Annotated in this window: 23 protein-coding genes and 1 pseudogene; 16 read left to right on the top strand and 8 right to left on the bottom strand. The window is 68.4% G+C overall.

Features of this window, described 5'->3' with window-relative positions; genetic code table 11:
• Nucleotides 1–8 precede the first annotated feature (8 nt).
• Nucleotides 9–974, top strand: a complete 966-nt coding sequence (gene nrdF, locus RJ1_RS06805; RefSeq protein WP_015890191.1) for a class 1b ribonucleoside-diphosphate reductase subunit beta — start codon at nucleotides 9–11, stop codon at nucleotides 972–974.
• Between the two features lie 65 nt (nucleotides 975–1,039).
• Here nrdF and RJ1_RS06800 read toward each other — a convergent pair whose 3' ends face one another.
• The 3 genes from RJ1_RS06800 to RJ1_RS06790 are packed head-to-tail and all read right to left on the bottom strand — an operon-like array spanning nucleotide 1,040 to nucleotide 3,632.
• A complete protein-coding gene (locus tag RJ1_RS06800) occupies nucleotides 1,040–1,513 on the bottom strand; it encodes an NUDIX hydrolase (RefSeq protein ID WP_073359206.1) in 474 nt (157 codons plus the stop codon).
• Nucleotides 1,514–1,521: 8 nt separating this feature from the next.
• A complete protein-coding gene (locus tag RJ1_RS06795) occupies nucleotides 1,522–2,589 on the bottom strand; it encodes an iron-siderophore ABC transporter substrate-binding protein (RefSeq protein ID WP_073359205.1) in 1,068 nt (355 codons plus the stop codon).
• A gap of 35 nt (nucleotides 2,590–2,624) precedes the next feature.
• A complete protein-coding gene (locus RJ1_RS06790; protein ID WP_073359204.1) occupies nucleotides 2,625–3,632 on the bottom strand; it encodes an ABC transporter substrate-binding protein in 1,008 nt (335 codons plus the stop codon).
• Nucleotides 3,633–3,934: 302 nt separating this feature from the next.
• On the opposite strand from RJ1_RS06790, the gene ctaD reads away from it, so the two are divergent.
• From ctaD to yczE, 4 genes and pseudogenes are all read left to right on the top strand, one after another.
• Nucleotides 3,935–5,725: an aa3-type cytochrome oxidase subunit I gene (gene ctaD / locus RJ1_RS06785; protein WP_005240299.1), complete on the top strand. Its 1,791-nt coding sequence runs from the start codon at nucleotides 3,935–3,937 to the stop codon at nucleotides 5,723–5,725.
• A gap of 104 nt (nucleotides 5,726–5,829) precedes the next feature.
• On the top strand, nucleotides 5,830–7,050 hold the full coding sequence (serB, locus tag RJ1_RS06780; RefSeq protein ID WP_015890195.1) for a phosphoserine phosphatase SerB: 1,221 nt from the start codon (nucleotides 5,830–5,832) through the stop codon (nucleotides 7,048–7,050).
• Nucleotides 7,047–7,826, top strand: a complete 780-nt coding sequence (locus tag RJ1_RS06775) for an aminoacyl-tRNA hydrolase (protein ID WP_073359203.1) — start codon at nucleotides 7,047–7,049, stop codon at nucleotides 7,824–7,826. The genes serB and RJ1_RS06775 overlap by 4 nt, the downstream gene beginning before the upstream one ends.
• A gap of 83 nt (nucleotides 7,827–7,909) precedes the next feature.
• Nucleotides 7,910–8,455 (top strand): annotated as a pseudogene (gene yczE, locus RJ1_RS49225) (membrane protein YczE); the annotation flags it as partial.
• Between the two features lie 23 nt (nucleotides 8,456–8,478).
• Here yczE and glgX read toward each other — a convergent pair.
• Nucleotides 8,479–10,626: a glycogen debranching protein GlgX gene (gene glgX / locus RJ1_RS06765; RefSeq protein ID WP_073359202.1), complete on the bottom strand. Its 2,148-nt coding sequence runs from the start codon at nucleotides 10,624–10,626 to the stop codon at nucleotides 8,479–8,481.
• Nucleotides 10,627–10,676: 50 nt separating this feature from the next.
• On the opposite strand from glgX, the gene RJ1_RS06760 reads away from it, so the two are divergent.
• From RJ1_RS06760 to RJ1_RS06740, 5 genes are all read left to right on the top strand, one after another.
• A complete protein-coding gene (locus tag RJ1_RS06760) occupies nucleotides 10,677–11,501 on the top strand; it encodes an ABC transporter ATP-binding protein (RefSeq protein WP_073359201.1) in 825 nt (274 codons plus the stop codon).
• A gap of 65 nt (nucleotides 11,502–11,566) precedes the next feature.
• Complete coding sequence (locus RJ1_RS06755; protein WP_073359200.1) at nucleotides 11,567–12,409, top strand: NUDIX hydrolase; 843 nt, start codon at nucleotides 11,567–11,569, stop codon at nucleotides 12,407–12,409.
• Between the two features lie 57 nt (nucleotides 12,410–12,466).
• Nucleotides 12,467–13,246, top strand: a complete 780-nt coding sequence (locus tag RJ1_RS06750; protein WP_073359199.1) for an enoyl-CoA hydratase/isomerase family protein — start codon at nucleotides 12,467–12,469, stop codon at nucleotides 13,244–13,246.
• Between the two features lie 55 nt (nucleotides 13,247–13,301).
• Nucleotides 13,302–14,273, top strand: coding sequence for a class I SAM-dependent methyltransferase (locus RJ1_RS06745; RefSeq protein ID WP_073359198.1), 972 nt, complete (start codon nucleotides 13,302–13,304; stop codon nucleotides 14,271–14,273).
• Between the two features lies 1 nt (nucleotide 14,274).
• A complete protein-coding gene (locus RJ1_RS06740; protein ID WP_073359197.1) occupies nucleotides 14,275–15,432 on the top strand; it encodes a THUMP-like domain-containing protein in 1,158 nt (385 codons plus the stop codon).
• A 39-nt stretch (nucleotides 15,433–15,471) separates the two neighbouring features.
• Here RJ1_RS06740 and RJ1_RS06735 read toward each other — a convergent pair whose 3' ends face one another.
• The gene (locus RJ1_RS06735; protein ID WP_073359196.1) at nucleotides 15,472–16,779 is read right to left on the bottom strand and encodes an outer membrane protein assembly factor BamB family protein; all 1,308 of its coding nucleotides are present in this window, start codon (nucleotides 16,777–16,779) and stop codon (nucleotides 15,472–15,474) included.
• A 139-nt stretch (nucleotides 16,780–16,918) separates the two neighbouring features.
• Between RJ1_RS06735 and RJ1_RS06730 the strand changes: the two genes are divergently transcribed.
• Both RJ1_RS06730 and RJ1_RS06725 read left to right on the top strand, forming a co-directional pair.
• On the top strand, nucleotides 16,919–17,662 hold the full coding sequence (locus RJ1_RS06730) for an acyltransferase (protein WP_073359195.1): 744 nt from the start codon (nucleotides 16,919–16,921) through the stop codon (nucleotides 17,660–17,662).
• A gap of 22 nt (nucleotides 17,663–17,684) precedes the next feature.
• Entirely contained in the window at nucleotides 17,685–17,942 is a 258-nt protein-coding gene (locus RJ1_RS06725; protein WP_073359194.1) for a DUF3253 domain-containing protein, read from the top strand.
• A 73-nt stretch (nucleotides 17,943–18,015) separates the two neighbouring features.
• On the opposite strand, the gene RJ1_RS06720 is transcribed toward RJ1_RS06725, so the two are convergent.
• The 3 genes from RJ1_RS06720 to RJ1_RS06710 are packed head-to-tail and all read right to left on the bottom strand — an operon-like array spanning nucleotide 18,016 to nucleotide 21,679.
• The gene (locus tag RJ1_RS06720; protein WP_073359193.1) at nucleotides 18,016–19,260 is read right to left on the bottom strand and encodes a glycosyltransferase family 4 protein; all 1,245 of its coding nucleotides are present in this window, start codon (nucleotides 19,258–19,260) and stop codon (nucleotides 18,016–18,018) included.
• Nucleotides 19,257–20,855 carry a 1,4-alpha-glucan branching protein domain-containing protein gene (locus RJ1_RS06715; protein WP_083400690.1) on the bottom strand — a complete coding sequence of 533 codons (1,599 nt, stop codon included), beginning with the start codon at nucleotides 20,853–20,855 and terminating at the stop codon, nucleotides 19,257–19,259. The genes RJ1_RS06720 and RJ1_RS06715 overlap by 4 nt, the downstream gene beginning before the upstream one ends.
• On the bottom strand, nucleotides 20,852–21,679 hold the full coding sequence (locus RJ1_RS06710) for a class I SAM-dependent methyltransferase (RefSeq protein WP_073359192.1): 828 nt from the start codon (nucleotides 21,677–21,679) through the stop codon (nucleotides 20,852–20,854). The genes RJ1_RS06715 and RJ1_RS06710 overlap by 4 nt, the downstream gene beginning before the upstream one ends.
• Before the next feature lie 235 nt (nucleotides 21,680–21,914).
• Between RJ1_RS06710 and RJ1_RS06705 the strand changes: the two genes are divergently transcribed.
• The 4 genes from RJ1_RS06705 (at nucleotide 21,915) to RJ1_RS06690 (ending at nucleotide 25,608) form a co-directional block, all read left to right on the top strand.
• Nucleotides 21,915–22,715, top strand: a complete 801-nt coding sequence (locus RJ1_RS06705; protein ID WP_073359191.1) for an electron transfer flavoprotein subunit beta/FixA family protein — start codon at nucleotides 21,915–21,917, stop codon at nucleotides 22,713–22,715.
• 47 nt (nucleotides 22,716–22,762) lie between these two features.
• Nucleotides 22,763–23,719 (top strand): electron transfer flavoprotein subunit alpha/FixB family protein, encoded by a 957-nt coding sequence (locus tag RJ1_RS06700; protein ID WP_073359190.1) that lies wholly within the window; start codon nucleotides 22,763–22,765, stop codon nucleotides 23,717–23,719.
• Between the two features lie 135 nt (nucleotides 23,720–23,854).
• Nucleotides 23,855–24,688 carry a GNAT family N-acetyltransferase gene (locus RJ1_RS06695; RefSeq protein ID WP_073359189.1) on the top strand — a complete coding sequence of 278 codons (834 nt, stop codon included), beginning with the start codon at nucleotides 23,855–23,857 and terminating at the stop codon, nucleotides 24,686–24,688.
• Nucleotides 24,685–25,608: a lysophospholipid acyltransferase family protein gene (locus RJ1_RS06690; protein WP_073359188.1), complete on the top strand. Its 924-nt coding sequence runs from the start codon at nucleotides 24,685–24,687 to the stop codon at nucleotides 25,606–25,608. The genes RJ1_RS06695 and RJ1_RS06690 overlap by 4 nt, the downstream gene beginning before the upstream one ends.
• The last annotated feature ends 8 nt before the right edge of the window (nucleotides 25,609–25,616 follow it).

Here is a 25,616-nt window from a genome sequence, read left to right as displayed (position 1 = left end):
AGGAATCAATGGTCAAGCTGGTGAGTCGCGTATCCGCGATCAACTGGAACCGCGTCCAGGACGAGAAGGACGCCGAGGTGTGGGACCGTCTCGTCGGCAACTTCTGGCTGCCCGAAAAAGTGCCGGTGTCCAACGACATCCCGTCGTGGGGGACGCTCACCGCGCAGGAGAAGCAGCTCACGATGCGGGTGTTCACGGGGCTGACGCTCCTCGACACCATTCAGGGCACCGTGGGCGCCGTCAGCCTCATCCCCGACGCCATCACCCCGCACGAGGAAGCGGTGTACACCAACATCGCGTTCATGGAGTCGGTGCACGCGAAGAGCTACAGCTCGATCTTCTCGACGCTGTGCTCCACCCGCGACATCGACGACGCCTTCCGCTGGTCCGAGGAGAACCCGAACCTGCAGCGCAAGGCCGAGATCGTCATGGACTACTACCAGGGCGACGAGCCGCTCAAGCGCAAGGTGGCGTCCACCCTGCTCGAGAGCTTCTTGTTCTACTCGGGCTTCTACCTACCGATGTACTGGTCGTCGCGGGCCAAGCTCACCAACACCGCCGACCTCATCCGCCTCATCATCCGCGACGAGGCGGTGCACGGGTACTACATCGGCTACAAGTACCAGAAGGGCCTCGAACAGCTCACCGAGGCCGAGCGCGACGACCTCAAGAACTACACGTTCGAGCTGCTCTTCGAGCTCTACGACAACGAGGTCGACTACACCCAGGACCTCTACGACGAGGTCGGCCTCACCGAGGACGTCAAGAAGTTCCTCCGGTACAACGCCAACAAGGCGCTGATGAACCTCGGCTACGAGGGTCTGTTCCCGAAGGACGAGACGGACGTCAACCCGGCGATCCTGTCGGCGCTCTCACCCAACGCGGACGAGAACCACGACTTCTTCTCCGGCTCGGGCAGCTCCTACGTCATCGGCAAGGCCGTCAACACCGAAGACGAGGACTGGGACTTCTAGAGCCGTCGCCCGATGTCGCACCGGTTCAGTTCGACTGCACCGGTGCGACATCGGGCGAACTGCGTTCAGCGCCGGAACCACGCCTCCGGCTCGTCTTGCAGCGCCTTGTCGAGGCGCAACCGCGACGACGGGGTGAGGTCCGACGGCAGCGCGTCGGGGGCGAACCAGGCCACGTCGTGGTTCTCGTCGTCCGACACGGCCGCGTCACCGCTCACGTACCGCGCCAGAAAGCACACGTCGAGATACTGCGCGACGTCGTCGTTGGGGTAGGTGATCGGGTCGGTGACGTCGACGCTGGTGATCCGGATCAGTTCGGCGTCGACGCCGGTCTCCTCGCGGATCTCGCGCAGCGCCGCGGGGCCGGGTTCTTCTCCGGGTTCGAGGATGCCGGACACGACGGCCCACTTGCCGTTGTCGACGCGGCGGGTCAGCAGCACCCGGCCGTCGTCGTCACGTACGACGACGCTCACCCCGGACAGCCACAGCGGCGCGGTGCCGACGTGGCTGCGTAGGGCGGTGACGAACTCGGGGACGGGCACCGGGCCTCCTAGCCGACGTAGCCGTTCAGCGTGTTCCGCAGGTCGGTGAGCATCGCGCGGGCGGCGACGAGACCGTTTCCGCCCCAGACGTCACCCTCGACGGCGAACACTCGCTTGTCGGCGGCGGCCTCGAGGTCTTCCCAGGCTTCACCGGACATGACGTCCTCCGCGTGGGCGGTGCCGTCCGCGCCGTCTATGACGGCATAGATCAGGTCGCCCTCGGCCCGGTCGATGTCGGATTCGGAGATCGGTTCGGTGACCACACCGTCGAGGTTCTGGTAGGCGGGACGCCGCACCCCGGCGTCGGTGAGGACCTGGCCGGCGAACGTCGCCGGACCCTCGACCTCCATGCTGTCGGCGCCGAAGCGGACGATGGACGCCTGAGTCTGCGCCGCGTCGATGTCGATGCCGAGTTGCTTGGCGTCCTGCTGGTACTGCTCGAGCGCGGCCGCCGCCGCGTCGGCCCGGCCGAGGGCGTTGCCGGCGAGGACGAACTGCGCCTTCCAGTACACCGGGTCGGACCCGACGAACACGGTGGGCGCGACGGGGGAGAGTTCGCCGTACAGCTGGTCGGACGCCGGACTCGATCCGAGGATCAGGTCCGGGTCCGCCGCGGCGATCTTGTTCACGTCCGGTGCGTCGACGGTCCCGACGCTCGGGATCTCGGAGATGCCCGTGCCGAGGTATCCGGGCTGAGGTGAGTCCCCGTCGACGGTGGCCGCGCCGACCACGTTCTCCCACAGACCGAGTGCGCACACGGCGTCCAGTGCGGCGCTGTCGAGTACCACGATCCGCTGCGGATCGGACGGCACGTCGGCCTCGCCCTTCGTGTGGACAACCCGGTGCGTCGAGCCGGCCGCGAGTGCTGGGTCGACCGGGGCCGACTCGGCGCAGGCCGTCGTGGTGTCCCTCTCGATACCGACCACACCGGCCCCGGCGATCTTCGTGGTGGTCCGGACGATGGACGCTGCGGGATCGTCGTCGGCCGGTTGCGAGCAGCCGGCGAGTGCGAGCACGGCGACGGCAGTGACGAGACCGGTGGACGCGCGGCGGGCGGAAAACCTACGAGGGGACAATTCGGCGACTTCCTGTGTGTGCGGGCGCGTTCAGGTTAGCCGCTGTGCTTCTCCACCCCGAACGTGTCCGACAGGTCGTCGAGGATGAGATGCGCGCCCTGGATGCTGACCGGTGACATCCAGCGGGCGTCGTCGACGTCGACCTTGCGTCCCTCCAGCGTCTGCCACAGCGGGCTCTCCAGGAACGGCTTCGCCGCTTCGGCGCTCTTGCCCGCCGGGTCCTGCCAGGTGCTGACGAAGATGACGTCGCCCTCTGCCTCGCTGATCAGCTCGGGGCTGATGGCCTGCATGATGTTGTCCGGATCGGCGGGGTCGGGGCCCTGGCTCCCGGGGCGGGCCAACCCGGCGTCCGAGAGGACGATCCCGCTGAACGAGGTGGTGCGGTAGAGGCGGGCCGTCGGCTCGCCCGCGAACCGGACGACCGAGATCACCGGATCGGCCGCCTTGCCGTTGATCTCCGCGCCGACGGCGGCGGCGCGCTCCTCGTAGGCGCCGATCTTCTGCTCCGCGAGTTCTTCCTTGCCGAGCGCCTTGCCGACGAGTCGGATGTTGTCCTTCCAGGTGGGCCCGGTCGTCTCGGTGAAGATGGTCGGCGCGATCGCGGACAGTTGCTCGTAGTTCTTCGCGTCGCGCACCTCGGCGGAGATGATCAGGTCGGGTTGCAGCGCGGCGATCTGCTCGAGGCTCGCGTTGCTGACCTTGCCCACCGACTCGGCTTCCGGTGCGAATTCGTCGCGCGAGGAGCCGAGGTAGTCGGGGAGTCCGGGCTCGCGGTAGTCGACGTAGCCGACGAGCGGCGTCTCGAGGAGGAGGACGGCGTCGGTGAAGCTGTTGTCGAGTGCCACGACCCGTTGCGGGGCGGCCGGGATCTCGGTGCTGCCGCGGAAGTGATCGACGGTGCGCGGGAATTGCCCGGTCGACGTGGTGGTGTCGGTTGCGGCGGCGGTGTCGTCACTGCTGGAGCAGGACGTGAGGGAGAAAGTGGCTGCAGCGGCGAGTGCGACCGCGCCGGCGACGACCCGGCGTCGGGAAAGGACGTTCACATGGAGCTCCTGATAGAAGTTAGGTGAGCGAAACCTTAGCACCGGGCTCGAGGCGTCTCGGAAGCTCTTCGGGGCAGTGTCGACCGGGCGGGTGCGACACGCCGGACCGCGTGACGGTGAGCACTCCCCGGTGCGCCAAACCGCAGGTCGAATGCGCCCCAATTTGCTCTGAGTCGGGGTAAGTACGACAGTGGGTAGGACCCAGTCGGAGGCCGCTCAGGGCACGGTCTACGATTCGATGAGCGCAAGCCAGAGACCGTTCGCCTCGCAGCCCGGGGTCGGACGCGCATTCAGGAGGATCAGTGACTGCCGTAGCGCCCCAGCCAGTCCCCGCGATAGCTGCAGCCAGGCCTTACCCGCCGCGGCAGGGACCCAAGGGCTCGTTCATCTTCAAAATGATTACGACCACCGACCCCAAGGTGCTCGGAATCATGTACTTGACGACCTCGATCGCGTTCTTCCTCATCGGTGGTCTCATGGCCCTGATGATGCGCGCCGAGCTCGCTGTGCCCGGTATGCAGTTCTTGTCGAACGAGCAGTTCAACCAGCTGTTCACGATGCACGGCACGATCATGCTGCTGCTGTACGCGACGCCGATCGTGTTCGGGTTCGCCAACTACATCCTGCCGCTGCAGATCGGTGCCCCCGACGTGGCGTTCCCGCGACTCAACGCGTTCAGCTACTGGCTGTACGTGTTCGGCGCGATCATCACGACCGCAGGTTTCATCACCCCCGGTGGCGCCGCTGACTTCGGCTGGACCGCCTACACGCCCCTGACGAGTGCGCTGCACTCCCCGGGCGTCGGAGCCGACCTCTGGGTCATGGGCCTCGCGGTCGCCGGCCTCGGCACCATCCTCGGTGGCGTCAACATGATCACCACCGTGATCTGCCTGCGTGCCCCCGGCATGACGATGTTCCGCATGCCGATCTTCACGTGGAACATCTTCATCACCAGCATCCTGATTCTGCTGGCGTTCCCGCTGCTGACCGCCGCGTTCATGGGTCTGTTCGTCGACCGGCACCTCGGTGGCCACATCTTCGACCCGGCCACCGGTGGTGTGCTGCTGTGGCAGCACCTGTTCTGGTTCTTCGGTCACCCCGAGGTGTACATCATCGCGCTGCCGTTCTTCGGCATCGTGTCGGAGATCTTCCCGGTGTTCAGCCGTAAGCCGGTGTTCGGTTACAGCGGCCTGGTCTACGCGACGCTGGCGATCGCCGCCCTCTCCATCGCGGTGTGGGCGCACCACATGTACGCCACCGGCGCCGTGCTGCTCCCCTACTTCTCGTTCATGACGTTCCTGATCGCCGTCCCGACAGGTGTGAAGATCTTCAACTGGATCGGCACCATGTGGAAGGGTCAGTTGACGTTCGAGTCGCCGATGCTGTTCTCGATCGGCTTCCTCATCACGTTCCTCTTCGGTGGTCTGTCCGGCGTCATCCTCGCGAGCCCGCCGCTGGACTTCCACGTGACGGACACCTACTTCGTGGTCGCCCACTTCCACTACGTGGTCTTCGGCACCGTCGTGTTCGCCACCTACGCCGGTATCTACTTCTGGTTCCCGAAGATGACCGGCCGCATGATGGACGAGCGTCTCGGCAAGTGGCACTTCTGGACCACGTTCATCGGCTTCCACGGCACGTTCCTGGTCCAGCACTGGCTGGGTAACGAGGGTATGCCGCGCCGCTACGCCGACTACCTGCCCTCGGACGGCTTCACATTCCTGAACTCGTTCTCCACGATCTTCGCGTTCGTCCTCGGTGCGTCGACGCTGCCGTTCATCTGGAACGTCTTCAAAAGCTACCGGTACGGCGAAGTCGTGACCGTCGACGACCCGTGGGGCTACGGCAACTCGCTCGAGTGGGCCACCAGCTGCCCGCCGCCGCGGCACAACTTCACCGAGCTGCCGCGCATCCGCTCCGAGCGCCCCGCGTTCGAGCTGCACTACCCGCACATGGTCGAGCGGATGAAGGCGGAGGCGCACGTCGGACCGGGTCACGGTGGCAAGCACGCCAGCACCGTGCTCGAGAAGGAACGCCACGAGCCGCTGACCGTCGGCGACGAAGGCGACCCCGGAACCGACACCGGCCGCTGACACATCAGTTTCGGAAAGGCCCCGCCCCCACACCGGGCGGGGCTTTTCAGTTGGCACAATGGGTGCCGGACAAGCCGCGCGAGCAACATGATCGGAGTACATCGGTGGGTGCAGCTGACACCACTGTTCTGGTGACCGTGACGGGCCCCGACCGACCCGGCGTCACCTCGGTGCTCTTCGGGTCGCTCTCCCGCCACGACGTGAGCCTTCTCGACGTGGAGCAGGTGGTGATTCGTGGGCGACTGACCCTCGGTGTCCTGGTGGCCTGCCCCGAGAACGGGGAGGCGCTGCAGGAGGAGCTCGAAGAGGCGATGGCCACCGTCGGGATGTCGGTGGACGTCGAGATCGGGGCGGATCCCGGCCGGCAGTCGCTGTCCACGCACGCCGTCGTCGTCCTCGGTAGTCCGGTGTCCGCTCGTGCGCTGCGCTCGGTGGCCCGGGAGATGGCCACCCTCGGCGTCAACATCGACTCCATCCGTGGTGTCGCCGACTACCCGGTGACGGGCCTCGAACTCCTCGTGTCCGCGCCCGGCACGGCGGAGGCAGACAAGAGCCTGCGCACCGTGCTCGCGGAAGTGGCCGTGCGCGAGAACGTCGACATCGCGGTCGAGCGTGGGGGACTGGCCCGCCGCGCCAAGCGGCTCATCGTGTTCGACGTCGACTCGACCCTCGTGCAGGGCGAGGTCATCGAGATGCTCGCCGCCCGCGCGGGAGTCGAGGACGAGGTGCGCGCCGTCACCGAATCCGCGATGCGCGGCGAGATCGACTTCACCGAATCGCTGCATCAGCGGGTCGCGACCCTCGCGGGCCTCGACGCCTCCGTCATCGACGATGTCGCGGACGGCCTGGAGCTGACACCCGGCGCCCGCACCACCATCCGGACCCTCCGCCGGCTCGGCTTCCACTGCGGTGTGGTGTCCGGCGGATTCCGGCAGGTCATCGAGGGCCTGGCCCACGAACTGGAACTCGACTTCGTGCAGGCCAACACGCTCGAGATCGTGGACGGCAAACTCACCGGCCGGGTGATCGGCGACATCGTCGACCGGGCCGCGAAGGCCACCGCGCTGCGCAAGTTCGCCGGTCAGGTCGGCGTCCCGATGGAACAGACGGTGGCGGTCGGTGATGGTGCCAACGACATCGACATGCTCAACGCGGCCGGTCTGGGAATCGCGTTCAACGCCAAGCCCGCCCTGAGGGAGGTCGCAGACACCGCACTGTCCCATCCCTTCCTCGACGCCGTGCTGTTCATCCTCGGAGTCACCCGCGACGAGGTCGAGGCCGCCGACGCGGTGGACGGTGTGGTGCGACGAGTTCCGCTGCCGTGACGGAATCGTGCCGCGACGCGGTCACCGCGGAGACCGGCGACGACGACTCGTGGGCGGCGCGTCACGCCGTCCTCGCAGCCGGATACGGGGGTAGCCCCGACCCGGACGACCCGGCGCAGGTCCTCGCCATGCCGATCGTGCTGCACATCCCGAAGGCCGACCCCCCGCCGCGCAGTGCACTGCTCGAGGCGGCCGCGAGCGCGGCGGTGGCGCTGTGCCTCGACCCCCGCGTCGGCCCCGAGGAGACGGGTGCGCCCGGACCGTGGCAGGAGGACTACCTGGCCTGGGTCGGGTCCCGGATCCGTAAGGTGTCCCGCCGGGCACGCGGGGCGCAGTGGAGTGCGGCGCAGGACGTCGACGGGATCACTGTCGACGTCGACGGTGCGCAGGCCCGCGCGCTCGTGCCCGCCGCGGTAGGCAGCCTCGATCCGCGCATCAAGAAGCTGCAGATCGGTGGGACCGATCTCGACCACGACGACCCCGGCGACATCCCGGACGGGATCCCGGTGCTGTGGATCAACTCCGCCCTGGACATGACGGTGGGGAAGGCCGCGGCGCAGGTCGGTCACGCATCCATGCTGCTCGCCGGTGCGATGAGCACCGAGCAGGCACGCGCGTGGGCTGCCACCGGTTACCGCTGCGCCGTGCGTGACGCCGACGTCGGACTGTGGGAAGAGCTGACGATCGAGGTGGTCCGGGGCAGGGCGATCGCGGTGCGCGATGCAGGCTTCACCGAGGTGGCCCCCGGATCGATGACCGTGATCGCTTGCCCCTGAGCGTCCACAGCTGACGCGTCGACAGTCCAGTAACGACGTCATGGCTATGGGGTGCGGCCGGAGTTCACGACACACTGACTGTCATGCTCGTTCGACGTCTCCTCGCCCTGTTCACCGGACTGTGGCTGTACGGCTTCTCGATGGCCATGATGATCACCGCCGGACTCGGCCTCGATCCGTGGGACGTGTTTCATCAGGGGGTCGCGGGTCGCACTCCGTTCGGCTTCGGCGCGGTGACCGCACTGACCGGTGTGGTGGTGTTGCTGCTCTGGATTCCGATCCGTCAGAAACCGGGCTTCGGCACGATCGCCAACGTCGTGGTCGTGGCCGTGTCGGTGGACACGTCGCTGGCATTGCTGGATTCCGCGGACTCCCTGTACGTGAGGGTCGCGCTGATGCTCGGTGGCGTCGTCCTCAACGCACTCGCGACGGTGCTGTACATCGGTGCGGGAATGGGCCCCGGCCCGAGGGATGGTCTCATGACGGGGCTGGTGGCCCGAACCGGTGTGTCGGTGCGCGTGATCCGCACGTCGATCGAGGTGACGGTGCTGGCCACCGGCTGGCTGCTCGGCGGCACCGTCGGGGTGGGCACCGTCGTCTATGCGCTGGGTATCGGCCCGCTCGTCCAGCTGATGATGCGGATCGGCTTCATCTACCCGACTGCGCGGAAGACGAGCAGCGTGGGGCCCGACAGTGCGATCGCCGAGTCGCCCGAGATCGGGCCGCCCGGTGCGGGTGCGCCGTCGGGGGACGCCGAGTCGAACTCGGCGAGCACCGTGCCGTAGAACCATTCGGGACAGCCGAGGGTGATCTCGGTGGGTCCGCCGGAGTGGAGGACGAGAAGCCAGCTGTCGTCGGTCAGTTCGTGCCCGTCCTCGGTGTGGGAGCGGATGTCGGATCCGTCGATCCACGCCTGGAGGGTGCGCCGGGAGTCGTCGTGCCAGGCGTCGTCGTCCATCTCCGCGCCGTCCGCACCGAACCACACGAGATCAGGATGGCCGGTGGGGGTGCGTCTGCCCTCGAAGAACTCCGGCTGACGGAGCGCGGGGGAGGCGCGACGCAGATCGAGGGCGCGGGTCACGAACGCGGTGAGGGTCGTGTCCCGCTCGCTCCAGTCGAGGGGCCAGGAATCTTCACGCGGAGTGCCGTCGGGGACGCAGTACGCGTTGTTGTTGCCGCCGAGCGAGTGCCCGAATTCGTCGCCGGCGGTGAACATCGGCGTGCCGGTCGACAGTGCCAGCGTCGCCAGCAGGGCCCGGACGTGCCGAGACCGCGCCTCGGTGATCGACGGGTCGTCGGTCGGGCCCTCGACGCCGTGGTCGACGGAATCGTTGTGATCGGCGCCGTCCCGGTTGTCCTCGCCGTTGGCCTGGTTGTGCTTGCGGACGTACGACACGAGGTCGGCGGCGGTGAACCCGTCGTGTGCGGTCACGAAATTGACGGACGCCCACGGCCGCCGGGCGCCGAACACGTCCTCCGAGCCTGCCACCCGGGAGGCGAGGTCGCGTACCCCGGTGTCGCCGTTCCAGAACCGTCGAACGGTATTGCGGTACTTGTCGTTCCATTCCGACCACTGCAGGCCGAACTGACCGACCCGATATCCGTCCGGAGTGGCGTCCCACGGTTCGGCGATCAACTTGCAGCGGGAGAGAACAGGATCCGCGGTGATCGCGGAGAAGACCGAAGCGCGGGAATCGAATCGGCCTCCACCGGGCCTGCCGAGAGCGGAGGCGAGGTCGAACCGGAAGCCGTCGACGCCCATGTCGTGCGCCCAGTAGCGGAGACTGTCGCCGATCATCCGGACGACGACGGGCGACTGTGCGTCGACGGTGTTGCCGCACCCGGTGAGGTCGATGTCGTGGCCCTCCGCGTCCAGGAGGTAGTAGCCGGGGGCGTCGAGGCCGCGCCAGCTGAGGCTGATGCCGTCGACGCTCTGCTCGCAGGTGTGGTTGTACACCACGTCGAGAATCACCTCGATGCCCGCGGCGTGCAGCGCGTCGACCATGGTGTGGAACTCGGTGATCTCCTCGCCCGGCACCGCCGCGTAGCCCGGGTGCGGGGCGAAGAACGCTGCGGTGGAGTACCCCCAGTGATTGCGCATGCCCCGTGAGCGCACGGTGGCTTCGGAGACGTGGGCCTGGACCGGAAGCAGTTCGACGGCGGTCACCCCGAGGCGGACGAGGTGACCGATGACGGCGGGTTCGGCGAGGCCCAGATACGTTCCGCGGTACTGCGGCGGCACGTCGGGGTGCCGTGCGGTGAACGCTCCCACATGGAGTTCGTAGACAACGGTTTCCTCCCACGGCCTCTCGATCCGCGGTCCGGTCGTGCGGGAGTGGTCGGCCGTCACGACGGACAGCGGTGTGTGGCCCAGGCTGTCGACCCGTGAGGGCCCACCGAACGGGTCGCCGTCGTGGGGGAGGAGCGCGTCGTGGTCGCCGAGTTCGCCGGTGATGCGCTTCGCCCACGGATCCAGAAGCAACTTGGCCGGATTGAGGCGCACGCCGTGTGCAGGGTCCCAGCTCCCGTGGGCGCGGTAGCCGTAGCGCTGTCCGGCGCCGACGCCCTCGACGATGCCGTGCCAGATGCCGTACGTCCGCTGGATCAGGTCGATCCGGGTCTCGGCGCCATCCTCCGAAATCAGGCACACCTGTACCAGTTCGGCGTCGGGGGCGTGGACCGCGAACTGCGTTCCGGTGCCACGCACTTTCGCTCCCAGGGGAAACGGGGATCCGGGCAGCCGCAGACTCGGCGGGAGCGAGGGCATCGCGCCGGGGTGCGAATCGATGTGAGGCGACACGCAACTGATCCTGCCGCGAATGCTCGGAAGATGTGCGGGAAGATGGGTCCGTGCATGAACCTGATCCTGATCTCCTCATCGAATTCGACGACGTTCTCCTCCGCCGCGGGGGCAACACTCTGGTGGGCCCGGTCACCTGGAAGGTGGAACTCGACGAACGATGGGTCGTCCTCGGACCCAACGGGGCAGGTAAGACGTCGTTGCTCCGGATCGCGGCCGCCGAACTGCATCCCACGAGCGGAAGCGCCTACCTTCTCGGCGAGCGACTGGGCCGCGTCGACATCAACGAACTTCGACCGCGGATCGGACTGTCCTCCTCGGCGCTCGCCAATCGGGTGCCGTCCGACGAGGTCGTCACCGATCTCGTCGTCTCCGCCGGCTACGCCGTACTCGGCCGCTGGCGTGAGCGCTACGACGACATGGACACCGACCGTGCCGTCGAAATGCTCGAGAGCCTCGGCGCCGAGCACCTCGCCGAGCGCACCTACGGCACCCTGTCCGAGGGTGAGCGTAAGCGCGTCCTCATCGCCCGTGCCCTGATGACCGACCCGGAACTGCTGCTGCTCGACGAACCCGCGGCCGGTCTCGACCTCGGTGGACGCGAGGAACTCGTCGCGCGCCTCACCGATCTCGCCGCCGACCCGGACGCCCCCGCGACGGTCCTCATCACCCACCACGTCGAGGAGATTCCGCCGGGATTCACCCACGCACTGCTCCTCAAGGAGGGAGAGGTGGTCTCGCAGGGGCTCCTGGACGACGTCATCACGGCCGAGAACCTGAGCGAGGCGTTCAGCCAGTCGATCAGCCTCGACCGGGTCGACGGCCGATTCTTCGCGCGGCGTACCCGCGTCCCCGGCGCGCACCGGCGGGGCTGAGGACCGGCGGTCACAGCGGGGGACCGACTGCGACCCGCGTCACCCGGCGGCGTAGGTTCCGAGTCATGGTCTCGAAGCAAGAGCAGGCGCCCCGCGACAGCACCGACGTGGCACCGAAGGACGCGTCCACCGTCATCCTCATCCGTGACGCCGAGGCAGACGTCGCGGGGTCCGGTATCGAGGTGTTCCTCCTCCGCCGGGTCAAGGGGATGGCCTTCGCCGGCGGCATGACCGTGTTCCCCGGCGGCGGGGTCGACCCGTCGGATGCCGAAGCCGAGGTCGACTGGGCGGGCCCGCCCGTCGACTGGTGGGCCGAGCGCTTCTCCACCGATGCGGCGCGCGCGAAGGCCCTCGTGTGCGCGGCGGTGCGCGAGACGTTCGAGGAATGCGGCGTGCTTCTCGCGGGGCCGAGCGCGGACACGGTCGTGGCGGACACGTCGCGCTACGCGCAGGCCCGCACCCAGCTCGAGAAGCGTGAGCTGTCGTTCAGCGACTTCCTGAAACGGGAGAACCTCGTGCTGCGGGCCGATCTGCTGCGGCCCTGGGCCAACTGGATCACCCCGATCGGCGAGGGCCGCCGCTACGACACGCGTTTCTTCGTCGCCGCCGCGCCGCACGGTCAGATCGCGGACGGCGCGACGTCCGAGGCCGAGGACGTGCAGTGGCAGAGTCCCGCCGCTGCGCTCGCGCACTGGCAGGGCGGCGGAAGCATTCTGCTGCCGCCGACATGGAGTCAGCTCACGGCGCTCAGCGCGTTCGGTTCGGTCGCGGAGGTGCTGGCCGCGGAGCCCGAGATCCCGGTGATCCTGCCGACCCTCGTCACGGACGAGGAGCAACTGCGGGTCGAGTTCCCGGGACAGGACGGCTACTACGAAGCCGGTCCGCATCCGTGGGCGTCCCGCGACTGATCGCGATGCGGCGGGCCGCGAAACCGGGTCGGAGGCAGACAAGTAGCCTTTTGCCTCATGGCTGAGTTTGTCACTCTCGAGGTATCCGAAGGCATCGGCACGATCCGGCTCGCGCGCCCCCCGATGAACGCCCTGAACCGTCAGGTTCAGCAGGAGTTGCGGGCAGCGGCGCGGGAGGCGACCGTCAACGCCGACGTGAAGGCCGTCATCGTCTACGGCGGTGAGAAGGTCTTCGCCGCGGGCGCGGACGTCAAGGAAATGTCCGAGATGGACTTCGGGCAGATGGCCGACGTGATCGGCGACCTGCAGTCCGACCTCGCGGCAGTCTCCGAGATCCCGAAGCCCACCGTCGCCGCCATTACGGGGTACGCGCTCGGCGGCGGCCTCGAGGTCGCGCTGTCGGCGGACCGGCGCATCGCGGGCGACAATGCCAAGCTCGGCGTGCCGGAGATCCTGCTCGGCGTCATTCCCGGCGGCGGGGGAACCCAGCGCCTCGCCCGGCTGATCGGACCGTCCAAGGCGAAGGACCTGCTGTTCACCGGACGGTTCGTCGACGCCGAGGAGGCGCTCGCGATCGGTCTGGTCGACGAGGTGGTGGCGCCGGACGACGTGTACGAGGCGGCCCGCACCTGGGCGTCGCAGTTCACGAAGGGCGCGCCCCGCGCGCTCGCCGCGGCGAAGGCTGCCGTCGACCACGGTCTGGACGTGGATCTGGGTACCGGGCTAGCAGTGGAGCGTCAGCTGTTCACCTCGCTGTTCGCCACCCGGGACCGCACGATCGGGATGGAATCGTTCATCGAGAACGGCCCAGGTAAGGCTCAGTTCACGGGCGAGTAGTCTGGAGCCCGAAACTAGAACCTGTTCACTCTTACCAGCGAGTAGGATTTGCCGCATGACTGCTAGCGCCCATGACGACCCCGCTCCTCATCCGCACGCCACCGCCGAAGAGGTCGAGGCTGCGCTGAAGGACACCAAACTCGCCCAGGTGCTCTACCACGACTGGGAAGCCGAGACGTACGACGAGAAGTGGTCGATCTCGTACGACGAGCGGTGCATCGACTACGCACGCGGACGTTTCGACGCCGTCGCCGGCGATCAGCCGCTGCCCTACGAGCGGGCGCTCGAACTGGGCTGCGGCACCGGATTCTTCCTCCTCAACCTGATGCAGGGTGGGGTCGCGAAGACCGGTTCGGTCACCGACCTCTCGCCCGGCATGGTGAAGGTCGCGCTGCGCAACGCCGAGGGCCTGGGGTTGTCCGTCGACGGCCGGGTGGCCGACGCCGAGACCATCCCGTACGAAGACGACACGTTCGACCTCGTCGTGGGTCACGCGGTCCTGCATCACATCCCGGACGTCGAGCAGTCGCTGCGCGAGGTTCTGCGGGTCCTGAAGCCGGGCGGGCGTTTCGTTTTCGCCGGTGAGCCGACCACGATCGGAAACTTCTACGCCCGCTGGCTCGGCCGCGCGACGTGGGAGGCCACCACCCGGGTCACCAAGTTGCCGTTCCTCGCCGACTGGCGTCGCCCGCAGGCGGAACTGGACGAGTCCTCGCGCGCCGCTGCGCTCGAGGCCGTCGTCGACCTCCACACGTTCGATCCCAGCGACCTCGAGAAGATCGCGAAGTCGGCAGGCGCCGAGCAGGTTCACGCGGCCACCGAGGAATTCGCCGCCGCTCTGCTCGGATGGCCCGTCCGCACATTCGAGGCCGCGGTGCCGCCGGAGAAGCTGGGCTGGGGCTGGGGGCGTTTCGCGTTCACCGGATGGAAGACACTCAGCTGGGTCGACGAGAAGATTCTCCGGCACGTGGTGCCGCGCGGATTCTTCTACAACGTCATGATCACCGGCGTGAAGCCCGGCAACTGAATTGGGTTATGCGTTCACTCCCGGGGACGTGGAGTTCCTGCAGAGCCCTGAGGGGACAGCCGCTCTCGCGGAGGTGGACGGTTTCGCACTGACCGCGTCTACGCGCCTGGCCGACATCGGCCGGGCGCGTACGCGTTTCGGCTCGCACGTCGCGATGCTGGTCGAGACCGTGCTGCTGCGACGGAAGGCGGGAGCCAAACTCCCCGGCACCGAGGCCTGGTTCTTCACCGACGACGCACTGCAACAGGCGACTCCGCGTGCTGTCGCCGTGCACCGTGCGACGCGGCTGACGGGCCGGGACGTTCACGACGTCACGTGCTCCATCGGCGCCGAACTGGACGCGGTGGTCGGGACGGCCGCCACGGTGATCGGCAGCGACCTCGACCCGGTCCGGCTCCTGATGGCGCAACACAACGTGCCCGGGGCGACGGTTCTCCGCGCCGACGCGCTCGTCCCGTGTACCCGCGGCACCGTCGTGCTCGCGGATCCGGCGCGACGGTCCGGCGGAAGGCGCACACACGATCCTGCCGCACTCGAGCCGCCGCTACCGGACCTGATCGACGCGTACCGCGGCCGGGATCTCGCGGTGAAATGCGCTCCCGGACTCGATTTCGACCGGCTCGGCTGGGACGGCGAGGTCGAGGTGGTGTCTCTCGACGGCGGCGTGCGCGAGGCGTGCCTGTGGTCGCCGGGACTGTCCGGTGCCGGCGTCACGCGGCGGGCGAGCGTCCTCGGCTCCAACGGAACCGCGTGGACGGTCACCGACGCCGAGGACGACGAGATCCCTGAACGCGCACCGGGGGAGTGGATCGTCGACCCCGACGGTGCCGTGGTGCGTGCGGGTCTGGTGCGACACTACGCGGCCCGGCACGGACTGTGGCAGCTGGATCCCCGGATCGCCTATCTCACCGGTGATTCGGTTCCCGAGGGCGTGCGGGGCTTCCGCATCCTCGACCAGGTGAAGTACTCGGAGAAGTCGCTGCGGCAGGAGCTGGCCCGTCACGACTGCGGTGTGGTGGAGATCCTGGTGCGCGGCGTCGACGTCGATCCGGCGGTTCTGCGACCCAAGCTGAAATTGCGCGGAAGCCGTTCGCTCAGTGTGGTGATCACCCGGGTCGGCCGAGCCGGCGTGGCCTTCATCTGCGCTTCGCGCCCGTGAGTACTTGTCAACCGCCCGCGGTTAAGAAGTACTCACGGGTCAGCGGAGGACGAACAGCTCCCCGAGCAGGGTCGGTGTGAGGACTTCACCATTCGGCCCGATGGACGTACCGACCGTGAACCCCTTCGCCCCGGGCAGGGTGTCCTGATCGAGGGTTTCGCCGGTGCCGGTGTCGAACGCGAGCATCGCCAGTCCGTCCGTCCCCTCGCGGACCACCGCGTACCCGGTGGAGCCGGCCGTCTGCGCCGGGACACCGAGCTGCAGCAGATCCTTCCGCTCCCAAACCAGTTCGGCGTGATCGCCCTTGTCCTGCAGCGCCAGGAGGTGGCCGTCGGGTCCGCCCGCGGGGATGATCAGACCGTCCGCGGACGTCGACGGGCTACCGGCTGCGGCGTACCCGATGTCGTGACTCCACTTCGGATCGCCGGTCGCAGAATCGATCGCCCACAACGTGCCCCAGTTGTCGTTGGCGTAGACGACGGAGCCGTCGGCCGACAGGTCGGGGCTGGACGCGCTGCCGCCCGGCAGGGTGTCGCTGGACCATTCCTGGGTGATCGCGGGGTTGTCGCCGCCGGAGTACTTCATCGCGACGAGTTCAGCTTGGGGCGCGCCGGGCGCGAAGAACGTGAAGTAGAACTTGCCGGACTCGAGGTCGATGGCCGGCATGTTGGCCACCGGGCAATCGGGGGAGCCGAAGAAACAGCCGCTCAGGCCTTTGTCGTCGGGAAGGATGTCCACGTTCGCGCCGTCGGCGACCGACGGCGGGGGAATCAGGTCGTACGGCGCCACGACCTTCTGGCCGTTCTGCGTGTTCACGACGTTGATCTGGCCCAGCTGGGTGATGAAGAGGAGGTTGCCGTCGCCGGTGAACTGCGCCGACAGCGGGGTCCCGACCACCGGTGTGCGCCAACGCAGCTGGCCGTATTCGTTGAACGAGTTGATGGCGCCGTTCTCGCCGACGTACACGTTGGCGGCGCCGTCGACGATGGGTGTGGACGCCACGACGCCGGGTGCGAGTTGACGGCACCAGCGCTTGCGTCCGCTGTCCATCTGGTAGGAGAAGAGGTTGCAGCCCTTCTCGGTGCGGGCCGTGATGAAGATCTGGCCGCTGGCGGCGACGGACGCATAGTTCGCCACCGGACCGCCGAGCGGACGCGACCAGGCGAAGGAGATGTCGCGGGAACCGGTGACGGGGCTGGTGTCGCTGTTGCGGGCGTCGGCGTGCATGCCGGGCCACCCGCCTGCGGAGAAGATGTCGTCGACCTGCGTTCCGCTGCTGCAGCCGCTGAGAACGACAGCCGAGATCGTCGCCAGCGCCAGTACTGACGAACGTAGGACCCGCCGCATTACATCTCCTCGTCTTCGATAACGCTCGGCCCAGAGACTATCCCGCCGACGCCGCTCCGATCGGCACACCCCGATGGCGGTGTCGGCGTCCGGACACACCCGGACGGGGATGTGGGGCGTGAACGTAGGCTGACAGGTTATGACGAGCATGTGGGGCGCACCGTTGCGTACGAGGTGGCGAGGATCCCGGCGGAGTGACAGCGAGCAGGCCCGCTTCCTGACACGAGACTCGCTGCGGTGGGTGCTGGCGAACAAGGCCTACACGCCGTGGTACCTCGTGCGGTACTACCGCCTCGCGAAGTTCAAGCTGGCCAACCCGCACGTGATCCTGCGCGGAATGGTGTTCCTCGGCAAGCGGGTGGAGATCCATTCCACCCCCGACCTGTCGCGGCTCGAGATCGGCCGCTGGGTGCACATCGGCGACGGCAACGCGATCCGGTGCCACGAGGGGTCCCTGCGTATCGGCGACAAGGTGGTCTTCGGCAAGGACAACGTCGTCAACACGTATCTCGACATCGAGATCGGCGCCTCGACGCTCGTGGCCGACTGGTGCTACATCACCGACTTCGACCACCGCATGGACGACGTGAACGTCCCGATCAAGGATCAGGGCATCGTGAAGGGCCCCGTCCGCATCGGGCCCGACACGTGGGTGGCGGCCAAGGTCACGGTTCTCCGCAACACGCGGGTGGGGCGGGGCTGCGTCCTCGGCGCGCACGCCGTCGTGAAGGGCGACATCCCGGACTTCAGCATCGCCGTCGGCTCACCCGCCAAGGCGGTGAAGAACCGCAAGGCCGAGTGGGACGCCGGCGCATCCGAGCGGGCCAAGTACATTGCGGCCCTCGAAGACATCGCCCGGAAGAAGGCGGCGCAGGAGAACTGACCGCGGTGGCATAGTCGGATCCATGGCCGCGTCCGAACGTGAACTCGAGGACAGCATCCGGGCACTGCTCGACGCCCGGGCGGACAGTGCGAGCATCTGCCCGTCGGATGTCGCCCGCGCCGTCGCCCCGGACGACTGGCGGCCACTGATGGAACCGGTTCGCCGGGCCGCGCGGCGACTGGCCGACGCGGGAGAAGTCGACGTCACACAGAAGGGCGCCGTGGTGGATCCGGGATCGGCACGGGGTCCGATCCGGATCCGTCGGGCTCGCGGTGACTGAGGCGAATGTACCGTTCGGCGTATCGACTACCTGAAACCGCCTCCGAGGCACCGGACGATACATTCGCCCCGGGTCAGCGGCCGGGCAGCGGACGCTCGGGAATCTCGGGCCTCGCCAGCGGGTGCCGCACACGGCGTTTGGCGCCTGCGTAGACGTGGACGGTGTCCTCGGCCACTTTGTGCCAGTCGAAGTCGGCGGTCAGACGGTCGCGGGCGGCCACCGCGCGCTGCTGCGCCGCGGCCGGGTCGTCGAGGACCTCCCGGACCGCGGACGTGAGTCCGGTGACGTCGCCCGGCTGGAACGACATGCCGGTTTCCCCGTCGACGACCGCTTCACCGAGGCCGCCGGCGGTGGACGCGACGAGCGGGGTTCCGGAGGCGGCGGCCTCGAGCGCGATGATGCCGAACGGTTCGTACCGGCTGGGCAGGACGATCGCGTCGGCGCCGTGGAGCCAGCCGAGCAGTTCGATGTGGTCGAGGTTGCCGAGGAAGTTCACGGCGCGGGCCACCCGGTGGGTGCGGGCCTGCTGATACAGCCAGGTGAACTGGGTGCCCTCCCCGGCGATCGACAGCGTCGTCCCGGGGTGGCTGCGGCGGATGCGGGGGAGCGCGGCGATGGCGTCCTGCACGCCCTTCTCGTATTCGAGGCGGCCGACGAACAGCAACTTGGGGGGCCCGGATCGCGGGGCGCGCTCACGGAAATTCCAGGTGGTGAGGTCGATTCCGTTGCGGATCACCGTGATCGGCGGGAGCTGCGGACCGTAGAGTGTGGTCACCTCCTCCTCCATCGACGCGGAACACGTGATGAGGGCGTCGGATTCGTTGGCCAGCCACCATTCGACGGAATGCACCTGGCGGTTGATCCGGCCGGACACCCAGCCGCTGTGCCGCCCCGCCTCGGTGGCGTGCAGCGTGGAAACCAGAGGGACGTCGTAGAATTCGGCCAGCGCGATGGCGGGGTGTGCCACGAGCCAGTCGTGGGCGTGCACCACGTCCGGCTGCCACCCCTCCCCGACACCCGGCTTGTGCAGGGCGACACCGGCCCGCACCATCGCGTGTCCCATCGCGAGTGTCCACGCCAGCATGTCCTCGCCGAACACGAAATGGGCGGGGTCCTCGGCAACGGCGACCACCAGGACGCCGTCCTCGATGTGCGTGACGGTGGGGTGGGTGGAGGCGTCGGTGCCCGACGGCCGGCGCGACAGCACCACCAGTTCGTGTCCCGCTGCCGCGAGTTCGGTAGCGAGGTGGTGCACGTGGCGGCCGAGTCCGCCGACCACGACGGGTGGGTACTCCCACGACACGATCAGAATTTTCACGACGCCCCTCCCTCGGTGTCCGGCAGCCGGTGGTCCCCGGCGGGCAGTCGCCGCGCGTCGAGCCCGGGGAACAGGCCGTCGGCGCGGTTCCATCCTTCCGCGAGCCGGATCGCGGCCGTGTCCTTGCCCGCTGCGGCCGCGGCCGCGATCTCGCGGGTGGCGTGCGCGTGCTTGTGCGCCCGGTCGCGGGCGTATCCGGCCGCCGAGTCCTTGCTCACCATGAATGCCCAGTCGCTCGACACCGTCATGAGTGCCTCTCGCAGGATCTGATCGTTCACGCGGTTCCGGAGCGCGGGACGCCCCGGTGCGGCGTCGGCGTCGCGGGACTTGTCGACGGTGTCGAGTGCGGTCCCGACCACCTCCGCGTTGAGTTGCACCAGGTCGGAGACCGGGTCGCCGGCCCAGACCCGCCAGTCCTTGCCGGACCCCCACGACGAGTTCTCGAGTTCGACGGGTTCGCCGACGTAGCCCTGCCGTCGGGCGTCGTCGAGGGTGCCGACCCGCACTCCGGCCTCGGGCAGCGCGAGCAGCACCTTCTCGAGCCATTCGGGACCCTCGTGCCACCAGTGCCCGAACAGTTCCGTGTCGAACGCGGCGACCACGAGCGCGGGACGTCCGATGCGCGCGGATTCGTCGCGCAACCGCCTGCGGACGGTGTCGACGAAGTCGGCCACGTGCCGGTCGACCGCCGCAGTCGCGAGTTCGGGGTCGTACGGTGCCTTGTCGGCGGAGTCGACGGTGCGGCCGGTGACCCGGGCGGGTTTGAGGCCGGTGGCGTGGTCGTAGGTGTGGAAGTCGCGGTAGGCGCCGTGCCCGGGATAGCCGGACTTCGGCGACCACACGCGGTAGCTGACCTTCAGATCGCGCCCGAACGCGACGACGTCGGACGCGCGGACCGGCCGGCCGAGCGACGTGTCGCCGCGCAGCGCGGGACCGTCGACCATGAAATGGCTGACGCCCGCTTCCGCGTATCCGGTCTCCATGCCGGGGGTGTACCCGCATTCGGGCCCCCAGATACCTGTCGGGGTGCAGTTCCATCGCGCGGTGGCGTCGGCGAGTCCCTCGCGGAGGGAGAAGGCGCGCAACCGGGGGTCGAGCAGCGGCTGGAACGGGTGGGCGAGGGGACCGCCGAGCAGTTCGAACGCCTCACGGTCGAGGAGGTCGCGCAGTACCGGTGAGCCGCCGTGACGCCAGCGGAGTTCGAAGTCGGCGAGTGCGGCGGCGGAGGCGCGGTGCTCGCGCGCACCGAGGTCGCGGTGCGCGTCGTCGGGCATCCCGGCAGCCTCGTGTGCCCGTATCTGCCAGTTGCCGAGCCAGTGGTGCATTCCGGCGAGGCAGTGCGGATCATCGAGCTGAGCTGCGAGAACGGGGGTGATGCCGAGGGTCAGCAGGTGAGAACGGCCCTCGTCGGACAGTCGCCGCAACATCGCGGTCAGGGGGAGGTACGACGCCGCCCACGACTGGTACAGCCACTCCTCGCCCACCGGCCAGCGGCCGTGGTTGGCGAGCCAGGGCAGGTGAGAGTGCAGGACCAGGCAGAACATGCCCGGTTCCGTCGCGTCGCCCGCTCCGGTGCGGTTGTGGGATTCGGTCACCGAACAGGATCCTTCACTGCGACGGCCACCAGGTCGAGGCTGTCGTCGATGTCGCCCTCGTGCAGTGCGAAATCGTCGACGGTGATGCCCTCGACGTCGCGGGTCAGTTCTTCGGGCCAGGGTTCACCGGCGAGTGCGCGATCGATCTGCGCGCCGATGAACGAGCCGCCGTGCTTGGCGTCGAGGGCCTTCAGTCGATCGCCGTGATGGACACCGGTCATGAGGGCCACTGTGAATCCGGCCTCTTCGAGGAGTTCGGTCAGCTCGGCCGCGTCGAGTTCGCGGGTGTGGAACGGATTGAGGGGTGTGTCGCGGCCCGGCGAGAACGTGATCCGGTTGGGTGTGCTGACGAGCAGTTCCCCTCCCGGCGTCAGCACCCGGAAGCACTCGCGCAGGAACTGCGCCTGGTCCCACAGGTGTTCGATCACCTGGAAATTGACGACGGTGTCGACGGATCCGTCGCCGAGTGGAAGCTCCGCGAGGTTGCCGTGCAGCATCTCGACGCGGGGGTACCGCACGCGGACGTGTTCGACCGCGGAGATGTCGTAGTCGAGGCCGGTGACGTGCTGCGCCACATCGGCAATCATGTTGGCGCCGTAGCCTTCTCCGGATCCGGCCTCGAGCACTCTGCGTCCCGCGCAACGGGGGAGGAGGTCGCGGTAGACCACCTCGTGACGCCGGAACCAGTAGTTCTCCTCGGGGATTCCGGGCACGGTCCGTTCGCCCGTGAGGGGCAGGTGCTCGTCTCCGGTCGATGGCAATTGCTCGTGACCGAGCGCGGGCAGCGGTGCGTCCTCGCGGTCGCCGACAAATGATTCGCTCACCGCTGCGAGGTTAGTGCCACCGGCAAGGTCGCTCGTCCAGGTGGTCTACATCACAGGGATGAAATGCGCTTTCGGCCGTTATGGTGAACGAGACTTTCACGCAAGTTACTGACGGGTAACTTAACGTGGGGTAATCTGTCGCAGAGCAATCGTGCGACGAAATATCGAAGACGAGAGCTCGGCCCACGCGGAGCAACTCACCACGCAAGAACACACAGGAGGTCGACGAAGACCCATGACGAACATCGTTGTTTTGATCAAGCAGGTCCCCGACACGTGGTCCGAGCGCAAGCTGACCGACGGTGACTACACGCTTGACCGCGAGGCCGCCGATGCAGTGCTCGACGAGATCAACGAGCGCGCCGTCGAAGAAGCGCTCCTGATCAAGGAGGCTCAGGGCGGCGAGGTGACCGTCCTCTCCGCAGGTCCGGACCGCGCCACCGACGCCATCCGCAAGGCCCTGTCCATGGGTGCCGATAAGGCAGTGCACATCAACGACCCGGCCCTCCACGGCTCCGACGCGGTGCAGACCGCGTGGACCCTGGCCGCGGCGCTCGGACAGATCACGTTCGAGAACGAAGAGCCCGCCGACCTGATCATCGCCGGCAACGAGGCCACCGACGGTCGCGTCGGCGCCGTCCCGGCCATCATCGCCGAGTACCTGGGCATCCCGCAGCTCACGCAGCTGCGCAAGCTCACGGTCACCGACGGCACCGTCACCGGTGAGCGCGAGACCGACGAGGGCGTCTTCGGCCTCGAGGCGAGCCTGCCGGCCATCGTCAGCGTCACCGAGAAGATCAACGAGCCCCGCTTCCCCTCCTTCAAGGGCATCATGGCCGCGAAGAAGAAGGAAGTTCTCGTCTACACGCTGGCAGACCTCGGCGTCGACCCGGAGACCGTCGGTGTCGCCAACGCAGGCACCACCGTCACCGCCTCCACCCCCAAGCCCCCGCGTACCGCTGGTGAGCGCATCGTCGACGAGGGCGACGGCGGCAGCAAGATCGCTGCCTACCTCGTGGGCCAGAAGATCATCTGATCGCGCCCCTCTAGAGACCAGCAGACACACACAGGGAGAGTTGGACAATGGCAGAAGTACTGGTGCTCGTCGAGCACGCAGAGGGTGCGCTGAAGAAGGTCAGCACCGAACTCATCACCGCCGCTCGCGCGCTCGGTGAGCCGGCCGCAGTGGTCACCGGTCCCGCCGGCACCGCAGACAAGCTGGCAGAGGGCCTCGCCGCCGCCGGCGCGGCCAAGATCTACGTCGCCGAGTCGGACGACATCGACGGCTACCTGGTCACGCCGAAGGTCGACGTGCTCGCGTCCCTCGTCGAGTCGGCCGCCCCGGCCGCGGTCATCACCGCCGCGAGCGTCGAGGGCAAGGAGGTCTCCGGACGTCTTGCTGCCCGTATCGGCTCCGGCCTGCTCGTCGACGTCGTCGACGTGAAGTCCGACGGCAGCGCCGTGCACTCCATCTTCGGTGGCGCGTTCACCGTCGACGCGAAGGCCAACGGCGACGTCCCGGTCATCTCGGTCCGCCCGGGTGCCATCGAGGCGAAGCCCGAAGCAGGCGCAGGCGAGAAGGTCTCCGTCGAGGTTCCCGCTCAGGACGAGGGCGCCGTCAAGATCACCTCGCGTAATCCGATCGTCGGTGGCGACCGCCCCGAGCTCACCGAGGCGACGGTCGTCGTCTCCGGTGGTCGCGGTGTCGGCAGCGCCGACAAGTTCTCCGTCGTCGAGGAGCTCGCCGATTCGCTCGGTGCCGCTGTCGGTGCCTCGCGTGCCGCGGTCGACTCGGGCTACTACCCGGGCCAGTTCCAGGTCGGTCAGACCGGTAAGACGGTCTCCCCGCAGCTGTACATCGCGCTCGGCATCTCCGGTGCCATCCAGCACCGTGCAGGCATGCAGACGTCGAAGACCATCGTCGCCGTGAACAAGGACGAGGAAGCCCCGATCTTCGAGATCGCGGACTTCGGCATCGTCGGCGACCTGTTCAACGTCGCTCCGCAGCTCACCGAGGCTGTCAAGACCCACAAGGGCTGATCTCGGCCGACGGCGGCCCCGTTTCCCTTCCGAGGGGGCGGGGCCGCCGTCGTATCGTCCGTCGTTCATCGGGGCTGCATCGACACGACACCCGGGCGATGCCCCCACGCCGCCCCTGCTCGGTAAACCTGCGCCATGACAACTTCGTCTGTTCTCCGCGCACCGGGTGAGACCGCCGATTCTGTTGTAACCGCGCCCAGATACTCCCTGGTCGTCTCCTCCGACCGCGAACATCGCGTGGCCGCCCAGCGCCTGCGCTACCGCGTGTTCGCCTCCGAACCCGGATTCTCCGTTCCCACCCACGCGGACGCCCTCGACGCCGACCGGTTCGACGACTTCTGTGACCACCTCCTCGTCCGCCACGAGGAGACCGGCGACTTCGTCGGTTGCTACCGCATGCTCCCGCCCGACGCCGCCGCCCAGGCCGGCGGCTACTACACCGCCACCGAATTCGACATCTCCGCACTCGACCCCGTCGGCAACCGCATCGTCGAGATGGGGCGCGCGTGCGTCGACCCCGACCACCGCTCCGGTTCCGTCCTGAGCCTGATGTGGGCCGGGATCCTCCACTACCTGCAGTTGACCGGATACGAATGGGTCATGGGCTGCGTCTCGGTGCCGATGCAGGAGCATCCGGACGCCGTGGCAGGTTCCAACGTGCGCGGAGTGCGCGACCTGCTGCTCCGGAAGTACGCCAACGATCCGGCGGCGCGGGCCGTCCCCCGGAACCCGGTGCACGTCGACGGACGTTCCCTCGACGAGATCGAGCCGCCCGCCAGGCCTGCCCTGCCGCCGCTGCTGCGGGGTTATCTGCGCCTCGGCGCCAAGGTGTGCGGCGAGCCCGCGCACGATCCGGAGTTCGGTGTCGCCGATTTCGTTGCTCTGCAGGGGCTGCACGGCGCCAACAAGCGGTACCTCGAGCGCCTGCGTTCGGCGTCGGCCACGCTCGAGGCCGGGGCGTCGGCGTGAGCACCGCCGTATCCGACACGGGTGCGGTGACCGTGCACTCCTGGATGCCGTCGAGTCCGTGCGGCGCGGGATGCCTGCCGGACGAGGCGGACGGCGTGTCCGCCCCCACCGTCGTCGCCCGGTGGTGTCTCGTGCTGTCGGCGCTGGCCACGGCGCCGCTCCTGACGGCAGGGTGGCTGCTGCCCCGGTCGTGGCGGACCGGTCTGCAACGACGGTACGCGGCGATCCTGTTGCGCTGCGTGGGAATTCGGCTCGTCGTCGTCGATCACCGCGGAAAGCGCCGCCACTCCGGCGGAATCCTCGTGGTCGCGGGTCACGTGTCCTGGACCGACGTGCTGGTCCTCAGCGCCCTCGCCCCGGCGAACTTCGTCGCCCGCGGGGATCTGCTGGAGTGGCCGGTGCTGGGATCACTCGCTCGGCGGATGAGGGTCGTCCCGATCGACCGGCAGAACCTGCGGGCACTCCCGGACACGGTGGCGACGACGGCGGGCAGGCTGCGCGCCGGCGAGCGGGTCGTCGTCTTCCCCGAAGGCACCACGTGGTGCGGACGGGCGTACGGCGGCTTCCGGCCGGCGCTGTTCCAGGCGGCGATCGACGCCGAATGCCCGGTCCAGCCGATCTCGCTGCGCTACACCGCCCGGGGTGGGGAACTGACGACCGGGCCGTGCTTCGTGGGTGAGGAGACGATCGGGCAGTCGATCCGGCGCATCATCCGGCACAAGGGTGTCACCGCCGAGGTCCGGCTCGCGCCGATCGAGTATCCGGGGGAGTCCCGCCGGGATCTCGCCGCGCGATGTGAACGCGCGGCGCGCGGCACCGAACTGATCGATCTCGCAGCGCACGACATCCTCGATCCGCTGCAGGGGGCCGCCGGGACGGCTGCTGCGGGCATCGAGGCGGCGGAGCGTCTCGTCGCCTGAGCTATCCT

It is taken from the genome of Rhodococcus jostii NBRC 16295 (assembly GCF_001894825.1).
GTDB lineage: Bacteria > Actinomycetota > Actinomycetes > Mycobacteriales > Mycobacteriaceae > Rhodococcus_F > Rhodococcus_F jostii.
Note: the sequence above shows the minus strand (reverse complement) of the source record. Positions and strands in the feature narration are given on the sequence as shown.

Excerpts from the sequence above, each read along its gene's own strand:
- RJ1_RS06755 (WP_073359200.1), top strand. The coding sequence starts at position 11,567 with ATGGTCTCGAAGCAAGAGCAGGCGCCCCGCGACAGCACCGACGTGGCA.
- RJ1_RS06695 (WP_073359189.1), top strand. The coding sequence starts at position 23,855 with ATGACAACTTCGTCTGTTCTCCGCGCACCGGGTGAGACCGCCGATTCT.
- RJ1_RS06705 (WP_073359191.1), top strand. The coding sequence starts at position 21,915 with ATGACGAACATCGTTGTTTTGATCAAGCAGGTCCCCGACACGTGGTCC.
- RJ1_RS06700 (WP_073359190.1), top strand. The coding sequence starts at position 22,763 with ATGGCAGAAGTACTGGTGCTCGTCGAGCACGCAGAGGGTGCGCTGAAG.
- RJ1_RS06730 (WP_073359195.1), top strand. The coding sequence starts at position 16,919 with ATGACGAGCATGTGGGGCGCACCGTTGCGTACGAGGTGGCGAGGATCC.
- RJ1_RS06725 (WP_073359194.1), top strand. The coding sequence starts at position 17,685 with ATGGCCGCGTCCGAACGTGAACTCGAGGACAGCATCCGGGCACTGCTC.
- RJ1_RS06745 (WP_073359198.1), top strand. The coding sequence starts at position 13,302 with ATGACTGCTAGCGCCCATGACGACCCCGCTCCTCATCCGCACGCCACC.
- RJ1_RS06750 (WP_073359199.1), top strand. The coding sequence starts at position 12,467 with ATGGCTGAGTTTGTCACTCTCGAGGTATCCGAAGGCATCGGCACGATC.
- nrdF (WP_015890191.1), top strand. The coding sequence starts at position 9 with ATGGTCAAGCTGGTGAGTCGCGTATCCGCGATCAACTGGAACCGCGTC.
- RJ1_RS06735 (WP_073359196.1), bottom strand. The coding sequence starts at position 16,779 with ATGCGGCGGGTCCTACGTTCGTCAGTACTGGCGCTGGCGACGATCTCG.